The organism is Polynucleobacter arcticus (assembly GCF_013307205.1).
GTDB lineage: Bacteria > Pseudomonadota > Gammaproteobacteria > Burkholderiales > Burkholderiaceae > Polynucleobacter > Polynucleobacter arcticus.
In genome coordinates, this window is the sequence record NZ_CP028940.1 from 984,971 (window position 1) to 1,003,137 (window position 18,167).

Here is an 18,167-nt window from a genome sequence, read left to right on the forward strand (position 1 = left end):
GATTAACAATTAACCATTAACGATCAATAATGTGCGATGTGTTTTCAAGCCGATTTTGACAGAAGTTTGCGTGGTTACCGCCTTCATTTGCACTAAGAGAAGATGTTATAACTTCACTGCTTGACTATAGCCAGTCAGCTCAAGGTAGCCTCGGCCAATAATTACCTTATTCCGACTCATTTCAACAGCACCCTCATAGTAAAAACCGCCTGTACTGGCGCGAGCATCTACTTCTTGATTTTGCATCAAAGTTTGCAAGCGAAATTCTTGATTACCCGCCCGAATTAAAAACCCTGCCGGATAATTTGCCAGGGATCGGGGTGAGCGCCATTGGCCTATTGCCTCCCAAACAGCATTTGTGTAGCGCTCTAGGGCTCGACCTTTTGGATCGCGCCGATCCCATTCGCTAAATAAAGTCTTGCCTGTCTCATCTCGGATACGAAAGGCCATGATGCTTCCACCATCGAGCAGGTTTATGCCAATCCAATCCCAGCCAACTGCTCCTGGCATCAGTAAACTACTCGACCATTCATGATCAAGCCAGCCAACGCCAGAGTATTTCATGGCAGAGTTTTTTTTGGATCTTGATGATGTGTCTTTTATCTCAATCTGAGCGGTGACATTGAGTTGTGGGCGGCTGTAATAATGGCTAGCCAGTTCTGTGCTGGGACCTTTTGCTGAAAACCCCTGATTCCCCCTTAAAATAGGAAGTTGGGATGGAATCGCTTCCAAATGTAACGTGAAGGTATCCGCTGGAATGTAAAACTGATAGTGATCATTTTCAGTCCTCTCCATTGTCCAATTTGCTAAACGTAATTGAGTGTCGGTGGTACTGAAAGCAGCGCCCGCAGTACCAACCCTTCCCGCAGCCTCAGCGTGTCGTAATTTACCCTCTGCCGGTATGGCCAAGGCCGCATGCGCAAATAGGAGTTGAGTGGGCGCAAACCGACTTGGATTATCAGATGAATGTTGAGTGCGACTCCGAAAGAAAGTGACCTGGAAACCCATTGCGTCTGGATCTGAGCCAAGCCAACCAGTGAGGTACCACCATTCGGTTCTAAATTCGGGATGTGCTCCGTAATCTCGCGGGAATACCAATGCTCTCGCACGAACGGGCGGATAGTAAACTGAAGCTGAGTGCGCCCATTGAGAAATCGGGAGGGCATAAGACATTACTAATGCTTGTATAAAATGACGGCGTCTAGAATGGTGCATCACCACTCCTTTCGTAATGCAGTAATTAAATTTGCTGGGTTGAGATTACGCTTAGTAGCCCATATAGCTGCTGCAATACCTGAACCTACTAAAGCGACCATCAGAACAGCCAAGGCAAAATAAGGCACGCTCGTATCCATGGTCCAATGAAAGGATTGTGGGTTAATGCGATGAATTAATATCTGACTCATTAGCAAACCTAACAGTGTCCCCCAAATCACAGCTAAACCTAACAATAGCCCTGACTCAATACTAATCCAAGCGGTTCGCTGGGCATTTGATTGTCCCAAGTAGTGCACCAAGGCGTACTCTTTCTGACGCAGTAAGGCTTGACCTGTAAATCCTGTTGCTATAGCAAACAGTGCCACTAACAGAGCTGCAATCTCTAGGGCATAGGTCAAGGCAAAAGTTCGATCAAAGATCGTCAATGATAAGGCTCGTAGATCACTCCGATTATTAAACTCCTGATCTCGTAACTGTGGAATGGCAGCTCGTAGTGCACTGAGCACTGCTACGGGATCCGCTTGATTGACAAGCCAAAGCGCAATACCTGAATACCGATAGTCTCCACTCATCCTTTGGTAAGTAGCAAGATCAATCACTACGGCACCATGCTGTCGACCATAGTCCCGAAAAATGCCTGCAATCCATACTTTTTGCGGGCCTTGCTGTTCATTAAAAGCCGGAAGACTGTGAATCTCACCAGGACGCCAGCCGTATAAATCCACCATAGCTTCAGAGATATAAACCGCCGGAAGGGAGGGCTGATTTGGTAGGGAGCTTACGGGGAGGGTCGAGCCCATTAAAGGAAGGGATTGTGCTGCCCGATCTTGTTGGATTGGCCGAGCAATTAAAGTGACCTCAGGTCGATCAGATTGAAAAAGAATCTTACGCTGAACAGTGAGTTCATAACGCTCAATACCTGGCACTCTCTCAAGAATGCCCAGGAGATTAGGGTTCTTGAGTAGTTCATCGCCCAAATTCAGCTGCTTAAAGTTGGCATATAAATCTGCCGGTAATACCTGGTCAAGCCACTGGGTCATAGAATCTCGAAAACTAGCAACCATCACTACCATGGCCACGCTTAGCGCCAGAGCTGCCACAACACCAGCTATCAATCCTGCAGCGCTAGCAGGTGCTTGAGCTAAGCGCCAGACAGCCAATGTAAGGGACGATGGTTGTTTTTTCCAGTGCGCCAGTCCGATTGCGAGTTTAGAAAAACAATGATGAACTAACCAAGGAATCAGAGCTAAGCCAGCAAGTAATAAGCAGGCAATTGATGCATACGCAGCTAAGGGAAGATCATCAAGAGCAGGCATAAATGCCAGAGCTAAGCTAGCAAGACCAAAGAATAGGGCAATACGATGATCCATAACAGGCTCTAATACACGCTCTGCAGAGTCCGATCTCAATTGCTCAGTGGGGCGTCCTGCCGTTGCCGCTTTTGCTGGAAAGTAAGCAGCCAATAAACCGACTGCAATTGCGAGGATCCAAAAGCTCAACAACACCAAGGGATCAATCTCTAAGGGCGGTATCACTGCAGAGAAATAACCGCCTCCTAAATCACCACCTAAAACATTCAATAAAGCCCATGCAAGAGCAAGCCCCAAGCCAGTGCCTAATAGTCCTCCTAGGGCAGCAATACTGCCAGCTTGTGCCAGAACTAAGGAAAATATCCAGCGAGAGCTCGCGCCTAATATACTTAAAAGTGCCAGTTGTGACTGTTGGCGTAAGACTGAAAAGCTAATAGTCGTAAAGACCAAGAAAGCGCCTGTAAAGAGAGCAACGAGGGCCAAAACATTCAAGTTGACACGGTAGGCGCGAGATAGATTGGAGGCGCGGCGATCACGCTCTTGGGAGCCAATTAAACGAACACCAAGATTGAGGTTTTGGACGGCATTGGCTACTTCCTCAATCCCTTTGCCATCCTGTAACTGCACATCAATTCGACTAATCCGCCCAAGCCCTCCTAAGCGCCACTGCATAGTCCCCAGGTCCATCACTGCAATTGCTTGCCCTATTGCTCCCGGCACGGTACCAGTCACCTTAAGTCGTACTATCTTCCCTTCGTAATCCAATGCCAAAGAATCGCCTACCGATAATTGCAACTTTTGTAAGGCAGTAGCCGATAAAAAGATTGCGTCATCTGAAAATAATCCTTGTCCTTGCGCTTCAGAGGTCAAGGGTACCAAAGCAGGCGATACTCGAGCCGCCTGAAAAACATCTATTCCAAGAACATGAATTTGAGCAGTGCTTCGCTCTAAAACTGGGCTGACTGCGCGGATCCCAAGTTCGGTTTGTTGCGCAACAATTTGGTCATATAGTTGGTCTGAGAATTCACCGGTGGGCATCACGATTTGGGCGGATGCCTGGCCATTGACGAGGTCTAATGCGCGGCTAAACTCATTTAGCGCTGAACGATTAACTGTATGAATTGCAACTGCAAGCGTTATACCTAAGGCAATTGCGAGGCCCGCTATAAGCCATCGACCAGGTTGCGCCTTAAAAGCGGACGAAAGCAGCCAATAAAACAGCATTAGTTTGTTAAAACTAAACGGCGATCTAAGCGCTCAGCAGCTTTCTCTGAATGGGTGACCATGACTAAGGCCGCATTATTTTCACGACAGGTGCGGCATAAAAGCTCCAAAGCAAGATTAGCAGTAATCGGGTCGAGGTTGCCAGTTGGCTCATCCGCAAATACAATTTTGGGACGATGTACTAAAGCACGCGCGAGCGCAACGCGTTGTTGCTCCCCCCCGGATAAAACAACCGGAAATTGTTCATAAGCAGCAGCTAAACCTAGCGCATTTAAAAGAGTCTGTGCACGTTCTTTTGCTTGGTCAATGGGGAGTCCCCCTATTAAACATGGCACCATTACATTTTGTAATGCAGTAAGGTGTGGCATTAAATGAAATGCCTGAAACACAAAACCGAACGCTGCTCTGCGTAGATGCAGTCGTTTATCTTCTTCCATTACTTTGAGATCTTTACCTTCAAAAAGCAAGCGACCTTCATCGGGTTGATCCAGACCTGCCAAGAGATTGAGGAGGGTCGATTTACCTACCCCAGAGGCGCCCTGAAGAGCGAGTTGCTCGCCAGCAGCCAGGGCAATATTTAATCCCCGAAATAGCCAGCGATCAGTACTTACGCGACGCGCTAGGCCTTCAGCTTGTAGTAAGGTCGTCATAGGCCCTCATGTTGAATGTTGCTGGCATATCGATATTGTTACATTCTCTAGAGATTGATGGGTACGGCTCAGGATGTAGAAAGGCAAAACGTTTTCCTATTCGGCATAAAAAAGATTTTAAATATAAGCGCTGTAGTTCTCTAGCCTGACTTAACCTGAGCTAGGTGGATTGCAGTGTTTTTAATTGAATAGCAAAGCTTTCGGCCTGATTGTTTGAAATTAGAATGCCAAATTCAATTACATCAGAAAAGGATAGGGCGGGTGCATTAATGGTTTGTCCACGGAATGTCGGTTTGAATTGATTTACGGTAAACCGCAAAGCTTGCCAAGTCGGTTCAGCAATGAAATCTGCTGCATAAGTCACCCGTGGTGCTAACTCAGTACGTAAGACTAGCTTGTAACGCTTTCCATCTCCTTTTGCTAAAAGCTCAATCTGTTGAGTACCTTTGGGAAATTTTGCTGTTGAACGCATGGAAGCAAAGCCACCATTATTTGCTAGTGATACTTGCCCCTCAAAAAGTATGCCTTGCTCGTCTTGGCGAAGACCCGACTGAGAAATGCCACCCATCACGCCATCATTCACAATCCAGCAGTTACGCATCAGATCAGGGTTAGTAAAGTTCATCAGAATTCCTTGCGAGCGAGAGGGCGCTGACCAACATAAAAAATAAAGACTGCAGGTGCAAAGAAAATGTCTTCTTGAGTTCAATGGGTTTAGAAGAAAGTTAATTTATTCATGCTGAATCTGAAGTGTAGGGCTATTCTGGTGAATCACCTACTTTTACGAACACTTATCAGTGAAATTGTCGACTATCTAGAAAATGTAAGTAAAAGAATCTTGAATCAACTCTTCGTCATAAATGATCGTTTTAGTGTGGGGAGTCTGCCTCGGCAAGAGCCTTAGACTCAGCGCGTATGCGCACCCAAAGAATGGCTGCATTGAGTACAGTGAAAACCAAAGCAATCCATGGCAACCCTAAGGCCATTGGTAAAGCAATTATTTCGGCAGCTACGATTACATAATTAGGATGGGAAAGATAACGATATGGACCTCGTTGTATACGTGCCTCACCTGGAACTATGATGATGCGCGTTGTCCAGCGATCACCGAGCGTAGCAATAACCCAGATGCGTAAAAATTGCAGCACAATGAAGAGGGATAGCCACCAAAAGTTTATGTAAGAGTCGCGGACATTGAGCCAGAGTATGGCCAACCAAGCGAAATGCATTGCAACAATAAAAGCGTAGTGACCTGGTGATTTTTCAATTCCCCCACGTGCGAGTAAGCGTGCGGTATTGCGTTTTGCAAGTCCTAATTCAGCCAAACGTTGCACTGTTAAAAGGGATAAGATTAATATGGCAAGAGTCAAGATGTAGAACTCAATTTCGAACTGTTACAGGAATCGCGACTGCGGTAAAACCGGGACCTAAGGCTGACATGAGGTATGTGCCAGTAGTAGCATTCTTGAGAAGTTGTTTTAGAACAAATAAAACAGTGGGAGCTGACATATTGCCATGATTTTTTAGCACGCTTCGCTCTATATCAAGAGATCCTGTTTTGATCTTAAGGGCAGCCTCAAGCGCTTCAAGAACTTTTGTACCACCAGGATGAAATGCAAAACGCTTAATTGCATCAGGCGTCAAACCTAAGCGGTTAAGAAACTCCGCCATTACTGGCGCAATTTGTCGTCTAACAAACGGCGGAATATCTCGGTCGAAGACTACCTCTAAGCCCTCATCATTTACATCCCAGCCCATAATTCCTAATGTCGATGGCCATGTATGCTGTACGCCAAAGCCTACGATATTGCAATCATTTGCTCGTGCCTTAGTGAGAACTACGGCTGCAGCACCGTCTGCAAATAGCGCCGAAGCGATGATGTTTGCTTTTGTTAAGGTATCTTGATGAAACCACAGCGAACAAAGCTCGACTGCAACTATCAAAACAACAGAACCCGGATTTGCTTGTGCTAAATGGGCTCCTAGTACTAATCCGCTGACACCGCCAGCACATCCCAAGCCAAATACGGGTACACGCAGAATATCGGGTCGCAAGCCAAGCTCTACAAAAGCTCGCGCTTCGAGTGTGGGCGTTGCGATACCACTTGAGCTAATGGTAATAACAATATCTACATCGGCTGCACTAATTTTTGCTTCATTAAGAGCATTTTGAGCTGACTCGATAAATAGGCGATTTGCGACCTCGAGATAGGCGGAGTTACGCTCCTTCAAACCAAGTGGCTGAAGATACCAATCAAGTGGCATTGCAATAGCTCTACTCTCGATGCCCGCATTTTGAAACACAGATGCTAGGCGATCGAATTCAGGAAAGCGCTCTTGAAAATGATCGCGCATTGCGGCCAAAGCATCTGCTTGAGAGAGGCGATGTTTAGGCTGGGCCGTACCTAGGCCAATAAGAGCAATGTCGGTCAGTTTATTGCACCTAATTAAATTAACTTACGAAAGATGACAACATGTTGCCAAGGTAGTGAACTGACAGATCGCTCCCACTCCAGCGCAAAAATACTTGCTTCTCGCTTAATCTGTGCCTCACTCATTTTATGGAGGGGTTTGATTGGCACTCGTACATCTTCTGCCTTATATTCAACGAAGACGATACGTCCTCGGGGCTTGAGGGCCTGCATGATGCTGCTCATGATTTCGTATGGGTAGGCCAGTTCATGATAAACGTCGACCATAATAGCCACATCGATTGAATTTTTAGGTAATTTGATGTTATCGACTGAGCCAAGCTTCACTTCAATTTGCGTAAGCCCTGAAAGCTTTACTCCAGTCTGGAGAATATTGACCATTTCAGGCTGCAAGTCCAGCGCGATAATTTTTCCGCCTGGCATCACTAGCGGTGCCATGCGACGGGATAGATACCCAGTACCCGCACCAATGTCAGCCACAACCATTCCTGGTTGCAAAGCCAACGCATCTAGCAATAAATCGGTACGTTCCTCACGCTCCCGCTTTTCTCGCTCAAGCCATGAGGCACCTTGCCAGCCCATGACCCCTGATATTTCACGACCCATATAACACTTACCAATACCATCAATGCTCCCTGATACCGAGACATAGCCCGGCGGACTAGCCTGCTGTGCCATAGTAAGGTTAACAGCAAGTAATAATGTAAATAAGCCAACAATCTTAATATTTTTCATTTAACTTTTTATTAGTTTTTATAGTCGGTCTTTCAATAATCAAGATTGCCGAGCCGAGGTCATTCTTTTATTTGATTTTGAGCAATGATTTAAACAATATCGATTAAATATTGGTATTTAGAAATACTATGTACTCATTTTTGGATCTGTAATACAAGCCTTCATTGCTTTTACCTCCAGTGCCTTGAGCCACTCAGGCTTTGCTTTTGGAGTCATGATCAATTCATTGACCTGTCGATTTGAAGCATTTTTAGAAACAAAGTCAGCCTGGCAGCCGCAATAAGCTGAAAAGTCCTCCTCAGTAAGGGCTTTACCTTTAATACCTTGATGTTCTGCCACTTGTTCACGGGCGCAATTTTTTTGATAGTCCTTTGAGATTGCCTGAGCAAACGACTGGCTAGACGTGATTAATAGAAATACTAATGTAAGACTAATGCGTAATGTTGACATATTTTCTTTCTTTTTTTGATCTCATTGATAAATATTTTTTCCACAAGCATCAAGATTTGACCCATATAAAACTAAATAATCAATTTCAATGACTCTTGATGATCCTGAACCTCATTATGAAAGACGGCTAGTTTCATACTAATTAGCTCTTACCGGATTCTAGTATTGCCTTGGATTGTCTAATATCTAGAGACTCTTCTTCATAATGACGACGTAATTCTCGACGAAGTTCTGCACCTTTATGGCGACGAAACTGATCTGGTGTATTTGGAGTAAAAGTTGGTACAGGTGTGGGTTTACCACTTTGGTCTGTGGCTACCATCGTGAAAAAACAACTATTTACATGTCGCTTAATCTGCGATTGAATATTCTCGGCAATCACCTTAATGCCAATCTCCATTGAAGTGTTTCCAGTGAAGTTTACAGAAGCATAGCAAGATACTAGCTCTCCCACATGCACGGGTTGCCTGAAAGTTACCTGGTCAACACTCATAGTTACTACTTGTTTCCCAGAATAACGGCTAGCACAGGCGTACGCTACTTGATCAAGCAGCTTAAGTAAATCACCGCCATGAACATTCCCGATAAAGTTTGCTTTATCGGGTGTCATCAATACAGTCATCATTAATTCAGAATTAGAATGATTCAAGTCCATACCTCATCAATATCATTTAAGGGCTTATGATCCCAAGGGGTAATTGACGCAACGATTGTCGTAAGCCTTACGAGTCTCAAGCCAAATAAACACCAAATTATTTAAAAGCTAATTAAGTTTAATGATGATTTAACGCCTCCTAATTACAGCATATTGAAACTTGAGTCCAAAGATCGTTTTCTTTGCCTGATAATGACTGTTGCGATTGTGACTAGTAAAGAATTGCTTTAAATACTTATTATTCACGTGATGGGCGAATATTTGGCTTATGGTGCTTAACAAGTACGTCATTTCATTTTCCTTTTTTTAAAAAATACTTGGGGCACTGCCCAAACACTATGCACCTTATTTGTATATGTCGCACCAAGGCAAAAGCCCCTCTAAAAGTAGTCTTATACGTAAAAACCCTAATAGGTACACAATGGTTTTGTCCTTGACCGCTGAGAAAGGGTCCTTAAGTCGCCTTTGGGCGACTTTTTTGAAATGAGAAAAAAATGCTAGAAACAATTTGTGACACCTTGATAGACGCATATAAGCGTAATTGGATTACCAGTAGAGACGGTAATGTCAGCATCAGGCATCACGATCGTGATCATTTTTACATTACACCTAGTGGCGTTCGTAAGCAAACATTGCAGCCTGATCAGTTCAAAAAAATTAAGTTATTGGGCGAAACTTGGGAAGAGCTTGATTACACCGATATTAGTAAAAATTTAAGACCTAGCGGCGAGATACCATTGCATTTTGGACTTCAGAAAAAATTGGGGCAACACAGCAATGAGGTGAGGGTGGTGGTGCATTTACACCCAACCTACTGTATTGCAGCCATGCATGCTGGCATTGATCTTAGCACTGTTAGTGAGGCATTCCCCGAGCTTAATCGTTATACAAAGGTTGCTCCCAATGTACAAGATGTTGAACCGATTAGTCAGCAACTTGCGGATCAGTGTCATGCTAATTTACAACTAGATGAAGATGGCTTTATTGGCTTTGATATTGTTGGCATTAAGGGGCACGGAGTGGTTGCAGTCGACGTTTCTCCTTGGCAAGCCTATGAACACATCGAGCGACTTGAGCACATATGTAAGATAGTTCTAGCATCTGGAAAATATGATTCGTAAATTACTTTCCCTTTTTTTGATAGCTTTATCTTCTTCAGTTATGGCTGATATGGCAAGAGGTTTCAATGTTTTAGAGCAAGAGCTAGCTCCTCTTAAGGGCAATCAAATTACGGGGTTTTATAGAGATGGATATTGTCGTACCGATGAAAACGATCCAGGTCAACATGCGGTTGCAGCAACCATGACCCAAAAGTTTCTTGATTACACAAAATCTCGTGGAAACGACCTTCAAACCCCGAAACCACGCTCGAGTTTTCCAGGTTTAAAGCCTGGTGATAAATGGTGTCTCTGTACTGCCAGATGGATAGAAGCAGAAGAGGCGGGTGTGGCGCCCCCGGTTAATCTACCGGCAACACATAAGGCCGCCTTAACTCTTGTGCCCCTCAAAACTCTACAAAAATATCAAACTAAATAACTTAGAGTTGCTAATTGCCTTAATGGACCTTTAAATGAAACCAAGGCCTTAACAAATTTCTACTTGATCCTGCAACTGGTGCTGCCGAAGATCCCCCTCAAAAGTATGTAGGTTTGTATGTTTTGGAGAAATTGTTGCTCATGTTGAATTATTGGTTGGTGCACTGACCGTCATGCCACGTCTAAAAGATATCTCGGTGAGAGCGCAGTTAGGTGACTTCATCACACGCTTTAGTGGAATCACAATGTGCTGCGTGGTGACAGGCCTTATTTGGGTAGCTATAAAGCTAGATAAACAATTAAATACTCAGTTTCGGGCCTGTGAGCATCTAATTTGTCATCGGTAGCAAGTTAGGAGGAGAAGTATTAAAATTAACTAATGTTCAAAAAGCTTTCGCTTATCTTTTTAATTCTTACCTTGCCCATTCAAGCTTGGGCAGTTTCGGACATGCCATTTAAACATCAATCGACAGCAGTTGGTGTTGAAACTCAAAAATCTTCTCATCCATGTCATCAAGATCTCAAAGTAACGACAACAGATAAGTCTGATCCACAGAATTACTTCCAAGATAGTGGTTGTAATTCTTGCGTGCTGTGTATGGCATTTGCCCCTCATTCATACCTGCCATTTTCTGGTCTGATTTCTCATCAGACCACATCAAATGTCGGGAATTTTAGTTTTGCTAGTTACAACACGCCATCGCTAATTAAGCCACCCATTCTTTAACTCCACAGCATAAGTCCGCCCAAATTTTGGGTATTTACTTCACTGGAGAGTTTTATGAAACAAATTATTATCGCTTTAGTTTGCTTGCTATCGTCTTATGCCATAGCAAACCCAGAATGGGTCAATGGTGAGATCGTCAGAATCGACCCATCCCGTGATCGTATTGTGCTTAAGCATGAATATATTGCCAGTATCAGAATGCATGCAATGACCATGCCTTTTGGTACCTCAAAGGACTTGAATCTAGATGCCTATCGTCCTGGTGATAAGGTGCGCTTTCAAATCAAAGTGGTAGATGGCACTTTGGATATCGCTGCTATTGAAAAGCTGAAATGAAGCGGACTCTATTTTTAAAGTTTGCATTTCTTATGGCAATAGGATTTATGACACAGCTCAGTGCTGCGCCTTTGGGCTATAAAAATAGCTGGATGGTGATGGGTGACTTTAGCAAAACCTATCAAGAATTGTCGGTAAACTATTCCACCACAGCAAATGATGCACTCGGAGTTTCAGTTAGCGCGATGCAAACAGAAGATTCCGTATCAAGAAGGCAAAATGCAGAAGTGGTCTATACCCGCAAGGTGGCACGCTGGAACCTACCTAATGCACAGGCTAATGTTTGGTTTATTGGTGGTTTAGGCTCTACAACTGGGAATACGTTCGGAGGATCAAAGGCAATGGCGTCACCCGGTCTTCAGGTCGATTATGAAACTACCCGGTTTTACTCCATGGCATCTGCCCGGGTTTATGCGGCACAGGGAGCAACAAGCAACATCACTACGGCACGCCTTGGGGCTTCATTTTATGAGGTTGATTATGACCAGCCACAGCCATGGCTCGTGATTGAGGCTCGGCGGATGACGTTTGTATCAAATCAGTATGAGTTCACTCCCATGCTGCGGGTTATTCACAATCGGTATTTTGTGGAAGCGGGCGCAAATCTATCTGGACAACTGCGTTTTAACTTTATGTATAACTATTAGGATGATAAACATGAAAATGATTAATTTTATATTGGCAATTTCTTTACTAGGATTGAGTCAAGCAGCTTTAGCTAGTATGAAAGTCACAGTAAATGGTATGGTCTGCTCTTTTTGTGCGCAAGGCATCGAAAAGAGCCTCTTAAAACTCGATGAAACAAAGGCGGTATTAGTTGATTTAAAAAATAAGGTTGTGATAGTTGAGGCAAAAGATGGAAAAACGCTTAATGAAAAGTTAATCAAAGAGGAGATTACCGATTCTGGTTATGACGTTGTTAGTGTTGAAACAATTCCACAGACAGTCGCTCAATTTAAAGAGCAGATGAAGGCTAAGAAATGATGCAGGATGATTTGCATGATGTAAAAACCTCCTTCTTTAGCTCCTTAGTAACTCTTTTTGCTAGCTCCAGCACCTTAGTCTGTTGTGCCATTCCTGCATTACTGGTGAGCTTGGGGGCGGGTGCGGCTCTGGCTTCACTCGTTGCTGTATTTCCTCAAATTGTGTGGATCAGCGAGAACAAGGAGATCATTTTTTTATTCAGTACTGTGTTGATGGTGATTGGCGGCATCGTACAGTGGCGTAATCGTTATGCCCCATGCCCAGTAGATCTGAGGCTAAGGCAGGCATGCTTAAGAACTCGTAAAGTATCTTTAGGTATTTATTTGTTTAGCTTGGCTCTGCTGATAATTGGCGGTTGGTTTGCTTTTATCCAGCCACTTTTATGACAAAACAAGTTGAAAGTTTGGGATTAGAGGCCTCAGACTGCAGTTAATACCGCCTCGAGCTACCAAGTAGCTCAGAAACTCCCATCAGAAATCGTGGGGGTTTTGTCGCTTGAGAGTAGTTTTAAGTAATCCTCATGCACTGCACAATTTATTTCACGATTCGCTTTTTCGCTATAAGCCATTGAAATATATAGACTTTAAATTAGATATGAATACTGCCGAGGCGTAGTTAGCTGGCTCGGATCGTGCTGTGCAGGCTAGATTTTCTAGGTCCAAAGTGAGCAAATAACTGACTTTGGGCATGGATCCTAAAAAAGACTTAGAGTGTTCTTATGAGCGAATCTATCCACTACACCCCCATTGATATTTCTGATCGAGTTGCATTGGCGTTTACCAAGGGTATGCGCTTTTTTGCTGACACCTTTTTTAAGAAGCGGTATGGACATCGAGCCGTTGTTTTAGAAACCGTAGCAGGTGTTCCAGGAATGGTTGCTGGTATGTGGACTCACTTAACCAGCCTTCGTAGTATGAAAATTGGCTATGGACCAAAGATTCGTACGCTTTTAGCGGAAGCTGAGAACGAAAGAATGCATCTAATGACTTTTATCGAGATTGCTAAGCCTAATGTGTTTGAGCGTTATCTCGTCTTGTTTACTCAGGCCATCTTCTGGAATTTCTTTTTTATTATTTATGTGTTTTTTCCAAGAACAGCACATCGCATAGTTGGCTATTTTGAGGAAGAAGCGGTCTACTCCTATACCGAATATCTAAAAGAAATTGATGAGGGACGCACGCCTAATGTGCCGGCTCCAAGGATCGCTATTGATTACTGGAAGCTTGGATCTGATGCAACCCTTCGGGATGTCGTGATTGCCGTTCGTAATGATGAAGCGCATCATCGGGATACGAACCACCAATTTGCGTGCGACTATGACCATTAGTTCGGTATTGAAGGCGTCAGCGCCTATCGAAAAGAGTGAGCAAGATCTAGATTGAGCCTCCTCGACCTCTTCAAATGTAGTCTTAGGTCAACAAAGCCCTATGTCTTTTCCAGCGCTGACAAGGTTTTTATTTAACCTATGCAAAAAGTACCTGAAGTTTTAATACACAGATTGTGCGTAGGACATAGAATTAATCTGAGTCCATTTAATGTCAATACTAGTGCTGAGAAACGTTTAAGTTACTGGTATTTTGCGTAAGCGGATTACTGTTAATTTTTAAGCCACACCGTTTATTGATTAACTGCTTCACTACAGTTGTAAAGCATTTCGTGTATGTAAATATTCTAACCATAACAAGTAGGAGATAGACATGATTTATGCAAACCCAGGCCATGCTGACGCCCTGATGAAATACAAAGCCCACTACGATAATTTTATTGGCGGTAAGTGGGTAGCCCCAAGTAAAGGCCAATATTTTGATGTGATTTCACCTATTAATGGCAAGGCGTACACCAAGGTAGCGCGCTCTGATGCTAGCGATATTGAACTGGCTTTGGATGCCGCGCATGCTGCTGCCGATCAATGGGGTAAAGCTGACGTAACAACGCGTAGCAATATTTTGTTGAAGATTGCCGATCGCATGGAGCAAAACTTAGAACTATTGGCCTATGTTGATGCTATTGATAACGGTAAAGCAATTCGGGAAACCTTAAATGCGGATATTCCGCTTGCAATTGATCACTTTCGATACTTTGCCGGGGCAATCCGTGCACAAGAGGGAGGTCTGAGTGAGATTGATGAAAACACTGTGGCCTATCATTACTTGGAACCATTGGGTGTTGTAGGACAAATCATCCCATGGAATTTCCCAATCTTGATGGCCGCATGGAAGCTTGCCCCAGCTTTAGCTGCAGGCAATTGCGTAGTCTTGAAGCCAGCGGAATCTACTCCCATTTCAATCCTGATCGTAGCCGAGTTGATTGCAGATCTATTGCCACCAGGTGTTCTTAACATCGTCAATGGGTACGGCCGCGAAACTGGTATGCCACTGGCCAATAGTAAGCGCATTGCTAAGATTGCTTTTACCGGCTCGACCTCTACTGGTCGTGTGATTGCGCAAGCTGCTGCAAATAATTTAATCCCGGCAACTTTAGAGCTAGGCGGAAAATCTCCTAATGTCTTCTTTGCCGATGTCATGGATAAAGATGATGCATTTTTAGATAAAGCAATTGAAGGTCTTGTGTTGTTTGCCTTCAATCAAGGTGAGGTGTGCACTTGCCCAAGCCGCGCCTTAATTCAGGAAAGTATTTACGACCGATTTATGGAGCGTGTGCTGAAGCGCGTTGCCGCAATTAAGCAGATCAATCCATTAGATACTGATAGCATGATGGGTGCGCAGGCATCCAAAGAGCAGCTCACGAAGATCCTTTCTTATCTTGATCTAGGCAAGCAAGAAGGTGCAGAGTTGCTCGCTGGCGGTGCACAAGCACACCTAGGCGGTGATTTAGAGGGTGGCTATTACGTTCAACCCACTATCTTTAAGGGTCATAATAAGATGCGGATCTTCCAAGAAGAAATCTTTGGCCCTGTCTTGGCTGTAACTACCTTTAAAGACGAAGCAGAAGCCCTTGAGTTAGCCAATGACACTCTGTATGGATTAGGTGCGGGCGTATGGACGCGTAACGGTAATTTGGCGTATCGAATGGGCCGAGCCATTAAAGCAGGTCGCGTTTGGACAAACTGTTATCACGCCTATCCAGCCCATGCTGCGTTTGGTGGCTATAAGGAATCCGGTATCGGCCGTGAAAATCACAAGATGATGCTAGCTCACTACCAACAAACCAAAAACTTATTGGTTAGCTATAGCGAAAATAAACTCGGCTTTTTCTGATCGTTTTATATCGTATCAAAAAGGGGTAAAGCAATTTACCCCTTTTTCTACTGAAAGGAGCACAGCATGGTTGAGCGTATTGTGGCAACGCCGGAAGCATTAGCACTCATTAAAGAGATGCAAACGCTTCATGGAGAAATTCTATTTCATCAATCTGGTGGATGTTGTGACAACAGTGCTGCAAATTGCTATTTGCCTACTGACCTGACGATCGGTCCCTATGATGTCAAATTGGGGGAGGTTGGCTCAGTACCATTCTATATTGGCAAATCGCAATATGAGTATTGGAAACATACCCAATTAATACTGGATGTGATTGAGGGTAGTGGGGGTACGTTTTCATTGGAAGGTAATACAGGCAAAGCTTTTCATACACGATCACGACTGTTTTCGGATGAGGAGTGGGAGCTTATTAAATCCACTGTAGAAAATGATTTAGCTTAGGGTGTACGGTTTAATCGTACTGGGCAGACCAAGCGCGATTGGTCCTGGACTGCATATTAAAAAATACGTGTTGTGCCGGTTGGTTGATCAAGCCATCCAATCGATTAAAAAAGGCCACCACCCTTTCCGTAGCATGATAGTGGCCCTCTATTTATCTTCCGCGAATAAATAATCCGACGATTAACCCCAGACCAGCAGCAACTCCCACTGACTCCCAAGGGTTGCGATGAACAAAGTTATCCGTATCTTTAGCAGCAGATTTGGCCTTGTCTATAACTACGCCTTCAAAGTTGGCAATGCTTTCTTTAGTAGCGGCAAGGGTTTTTAAAGCCTTTGAGCGAACGGTCTTAATAGCATCATCCACATGCCCCTCGGTAGCTTCAATTAAAGCTTCAGCATCTTCAATTAGTGCTTTGTACTCGCTAATTAATTCATCAACTGCTTTATTAGAAGCTTTGCTTATAGCGCTATTGATTTTTCTCATCATCATTCTCCACTGATATCTACATTGGGGGTACTACCCAACACAAAGATAATTGTGCTGTAAATCGATGATAGAGATAAGCGATGGATTTATATGTCTGGTAGCCGACATAGCTATCCAATAACAATCAAACATCTAAGCCTTGATTACTGAATATCAGTTGATTTCTGTAACTCCCTCTAAAATTCAAGAGTAAGCTGTGAGCTAGTGTCCTTTGATTTAACTTTAGAGTTTTTACGTTCAGCCCCTTTTTTTCTCGAGGCATGCTTATTAATAACGGATTTCTTGCCAGCTCGAACTTCTGATAAGTTACGTCTTGAATGCAGGCGATCTTTAGATGTTTTGGTAGCGGTGGCAATGTCTACAATCGGTTGAGGAATTTCTTTACCGATATAAATACCTAAATGATTTTGCACATCTTGGGTCATGTTCCAAGGCTCAAAAATCCATGTGTTCGGTATTTGACGCATGTGGGGCAGCCATTTCCTCACAAAAAAGCCCTTTTGATCATGATCTTGCGCTTGTTTGATCGGGTTATAAACGCGGGTGACGTTGATTCCGGTAGTGCCAGATTGCATCTGCATTTGACTCCAGTGAATTCCTGGCTCATAGTCCAAAAACTGGGTGGCTAACCAATCTCCTACAGGTTTCCAGTGCAACCAAAGCGGATAGGCTGCAACTGAAACCAGCATTGCCCGCATTCTAAAATTAAGCCATCCCGTTTCACGAAGCATGACGACACAAGCGTCCACCATGGGCCAGCCTGTCCTGCCATCCTTTAGGGCATTAAAGTGATCAACATTAAATTCATGCTCACGTAATCCATCATAACCACGATGCATGTTCTCCCATTCAATTTCAGGCTCACTCTCCAGCTTTTGAATAAAGTGACAATGCCAATACAGGCGACTGATAAAAGCAACTAAACCGGATTTTCTTCTGCTAGCTTCTGGCGGCATTTGAAGTAGCTCTTCGTTTGTTGCTTGCACTACCTCTCTGATGCTAAGACACCCATAGCTTATAAACACAGATAATCGTGAACATGCATCTGGCGCTGATAAAGGCGATGAAATCCCGCCTCGGTACCACATGCTTCTCTGCTTTAAAAAACTATTGAGTGTTTTGAGCGCAACGGATCTTCCACCGCGCTGTCTCAATGGCGGATTGTGCCTAAGGTGGGCAGGGGCCTGCATTGCCGCTGGCGTCACAAAATGAGCGCTAGGATTCGTTACTGGCTTGTTGGAAAGCGGGGTCTTCCAAAATTGAACCAGTGGAAGTTCACACATAGGTGCTTCCATATGCCTTTGCCAACAGGCTTGCCATTCGTTACGATTCTTCAGTCCTCTGACTACACCAAACTGGGCATATTCACCCCAATGAATACCATGAGACTGACACCATTTGCCAACATCTTGATCTCTGGCATAAGTAAATCTGTTGCCAGTTTCTTGATGGGAATATAAGCCTTGAAAAGGAGTTTCTTGCCAAATTTTACTCAGCACTTCAGTGACTTCACCTTCATGAATTTCTATTTCGCCTCCGAGCAAACGCAGCTGACCATCCAGATCTTGAAGAGACTCCCGTATGAACTCAAAGTGTTGGAGTGCAACATCTGGCTGTAGCCAGAGTGTTGGTTCGAGCACATAAATACATCGAATGGGGCCTAGCTTTGTAGCCTCGACAAGAGCGGCATGATCTTCAGAGCGCAAATCACGCTTAAACCAGACCAGTTGATAACTCATTATTTAAAAGTATTTGAAATTGA

General features: G+C 44.0%; 21 protein-coding genes. 10 read left to right on the forward strand and 11 right to left on the reverse strand.

What is annotated here, in order from left to right; translation table 11 throughout:
• Window positions 1-105: 105 nt before the first annotated feature.
• The 9 genes from DN92_RS04965 to DN92_RS05005 form a co-directional block, all read right to left on the reverse strand.
• Window positions 106-1,215 (reverse strand): lipocalin-like domain-containing protein, encoded by a 1,110-nt coding sequence (locus DN92_RS04965; protein ID WP_173960209.1) that lies wholly within the window; start codon window positions 1,213-1,215, stop codon window positions 106-108.
• Window positions 1,215-3,752, reverse strand: a complete 2,538-nt coding sequence (locus tag DN92_RS04970; protein WP_173960210.1) for an ABC transporter permease — start codon at window positions 3,750-3,752, stop codon at window positions 1,215-1,217. The genes DN92_RS04965 and DN92_RS04970 overlap by 1 nt, the downstream gene beginning before the upstream one ends.
• The gene (locus DN92_RS04975) at window positions 3,752-4,402 is read right to left on the reverse strand and encodes an ABC transporter ATP-binding protein (protein WP_173960211.1); all 651 of its coding nucleotides are present in this window, start codon (window positions 4,400-4,402) and stop codon (window positions 3,752-3,754) included. Before DN92_RS04975 ends, DN92_RS04970 begins: the two co-directional genes overlap by 1 nt.
• 160 nt (window positions 4,403-4,562) lie before the next feature.
• Window positions 4,563-5,027, reverse strand: a complete 465-nt coding sequence (locus DN92_RS04980) for a CIA30 family protein (RefSeq protein WP_173960212.1) — start codon at window positions 5,025-5,027, stop codon at window positions 4,563-4,565.
• A gap of 244 nt (window positions 5,028-5,271) precedes the next feature.
• The gene (locus DN92_RS04985; protein ID WP_173960213.1) at window positions 5,272-5,772 is read right to left on the reverse strand and encodes an isoprenylcysteine carboxyl methyltransferase family protein; all 501 of its coding nucleotides are present in this window, start codon (window positions 5,770-5,772) and stop codon (window positions 5,272-5,274) included.
• Between the two features lie 10 nt (window positions 5,773-5,782).
• Window positions 5,783-6,757, reverse strand: a complete 975-nt coding sequence (locus tag DN92_RS04990; RefSeq protein ID WP_217426055.1) for a type III polyketide synthase — start codon at window positions 6,755-6,757, stop codon at window positions 5,783-5,785.
• A 92-nt stretch (window positions 6,758-6,849) separates the two neighbouring features.
• Window positions 6,850-7,569, reverse strand: a complete 720-nt coding sequence (locus DN92_RS04995) for a class I SAM-dependent methyltransferase (RefSeq protein ID WP_173960214.1) — start codon at window positions 7,567-7,569, stop codon at window positions 6,850-6,852.
• 126 nt (window positions 7,570-7,695) lie between these two features.
• A complete protein-coding gene (locus tag DN92_RS05000) occupies window positions 7,696-8,019 on the reverse strand; it encodes a hypothetical protein (protein WP_173960215.1) in 324 nt (107 codons plus the stop codon).
• Window positions 8,020-8,161: 142 nt separating this feature from the next.
• Complete coding sequence (locus DN92_RS05005) at window positions 8,162-8,674, reverse strand: acyl-CoA thioesterase (RefSeq protein WP_217426056.1); 513 nt, start codon at window positions 8,672-8,674, stop codon at window positions 8,162-8,164.
• 494 nt (window positions 8,675-9,168) lie between these two features.
• Here DN92_RS05005 and DN92_RS05010 point away from each other — a divergent pair, with 494 nt between their 5' ends.
• From DN92_RS05010 to DN92_RS05055, 10 genes are all read left to right on the forward strand, one after another.
• The gene (locus DN92_RS05010) at window positions 9,169-9,795 is read left to right on the forward strand and encodes a class II aldolase/adducin family protein (protein WP_173960216.1); all 627 of its coding nucleotides are present in this window, start codon (window positions 9,169-9,171) and stop codon (window positions 9,793-9,795) included.
• On the forward strand, window positions 9,785-10,210 hold the full coding sequence (locus DN92_RS05015) for a DUF2237 family protein (protein WP_254598348.1): 426 nt from the start codon (window positions 9,785-9,787) through the stop codon (window positions 10,208-10,210). Before DN92_RS05010 ends, DN92_RS05015 begins: the two co-directional genes overlap by 11 nt.
• Window positions 10,211-10,588: 378 nt before the next feature.
• The gene (locus tag DN92_RS05020; RefSeq protein WP_173960217.1) at window positions 10,589-10,936 is read left to right on the forward strand and encodes a hypothetical protein; all 348 of its coding nucleotides are present in this window, start codon (window positions 10,589-10,591) and stop codon (window positions 10,934-10,936) included.
• A gap of 54 nt (window positions 10,937-10,990) precedes the next feature.
• Window positions 10,991-11,272, forward strand: coding sequence for a copper-binding protein (locus DN92_RS05025; protein ID WP_173960218.1), 282 nt, complete (start codon window positions 10,991-10,993; stop codon window positions 11,270-11,272).
• A gap of 47 nt (window positions 11,273-11,319) precedes the next feature.
• Window positions 11,320-11,919, forward strand: coding sequence for a hypothetical protein (locus tag DN92_RS05030; protein WP_254598349.1), 600 nt, complete (start codon window positions 11,320-11,322; stop codon window positions 11,917-11,919).
• Window positions 11,920-11,929: 10 nt separating this feature from the next.
• Window positions 11,930-12,256: a heavy-metal-associated domain-containing protein gene (locus DN92_RS05035; protein WP_173960220.1), complete on the forward strand. Its 327-nt coding sequence runs from the start codon at window positions 11,930-11,932 to the stop codon at window positions 12,254-12,256.
• Complete coding sequence (locus tag DN92_RS05040; RefSeq protein WP_173960221.1) at window positions 12,253-12,642, forward strand: hypothetical protein; 390 nt, start codon at window positions 12,253-12,255, stop codon at window positions 12,640-12,642. Before DN92_RS05035 ends, DN92_RS05040 begins: the two co-directional genes overlap by 4 nt.
• Before the next feature lie 332 nt (window positions 12,643-12,974).
• Window positions 12,975-13,583 (forward strand): alternative oxidase, encoded by a 609-nt coding sequence (locus DN92_RS05045; RefSeq protein WP_173960222.1) that lies wholly within the window; start codon window positions 12,975-12,977, stop codon window positions 13,581-13,583.
• 370 nt (window positions 13,584-13,953) lie between these two features.
• The gene (gene exaC, locus DN92_RS05050) at window positions 13,954-15,474 is read left to right on the forward strand and encodes an acetaldehyde dehydrogenase ExaC (protein ID WP_173960223.1); all 1,521 of its coding nucleotides are present in this window, start codon (window positions 13,954-13,956) and stop codon (window positions 15,472-15,474) included.
• A gap of 66 nt (window positions 15,475-15,540) precedes the next feature.
• Complete coding sequence (locus tag DN92_RS05055; RefSeq protein WP_173960224.1) at window positions 15,541-15,918, forward strand: DUF779 domain-containing protein; 378 nt, start codon at window positions 15,541-15,543, stop codon at window positions 15,916-15,918.
• 151 nt (window positions 15,919-16,069) lie between these two features.
• Here the strand turns inward: DN92_RS05055 and DN92_RS05060 are convergent, their stop codons facing one another.
• Both DN92_RS05060 and DN92_RS05065 read right to left on the reverse strand, forming a co-directional pair.
• Window positions 16,070-16,402: an ElaB/YgaM/YqjD family protein gene (locus DN92_RS05060; RefSeq protein ID WP_254598350.1), complete on the reverse strand. Its 333-nt coding sequence runs from the start codon at window positions 16,400-16,402 to the stop codon at window positions 16,070-16,072.
• Between the two features lie 179 nt (window positions 16,403-16,581).
• On the reverse strand, window positions 16,582-18,144 hold the full coding sequence (locus tag DN92_RS05065; protein WP_173960226.1) for a cryptochrome/deoxyribodipyrimidine photo-lyase family protein: 1,563 nt from the start codon (window positions 18,142-18,144) through the stop codon (window positions 16,582-16,584).
• Window positions 18,145-18,167: the final 23 nt, after the last annotated feature.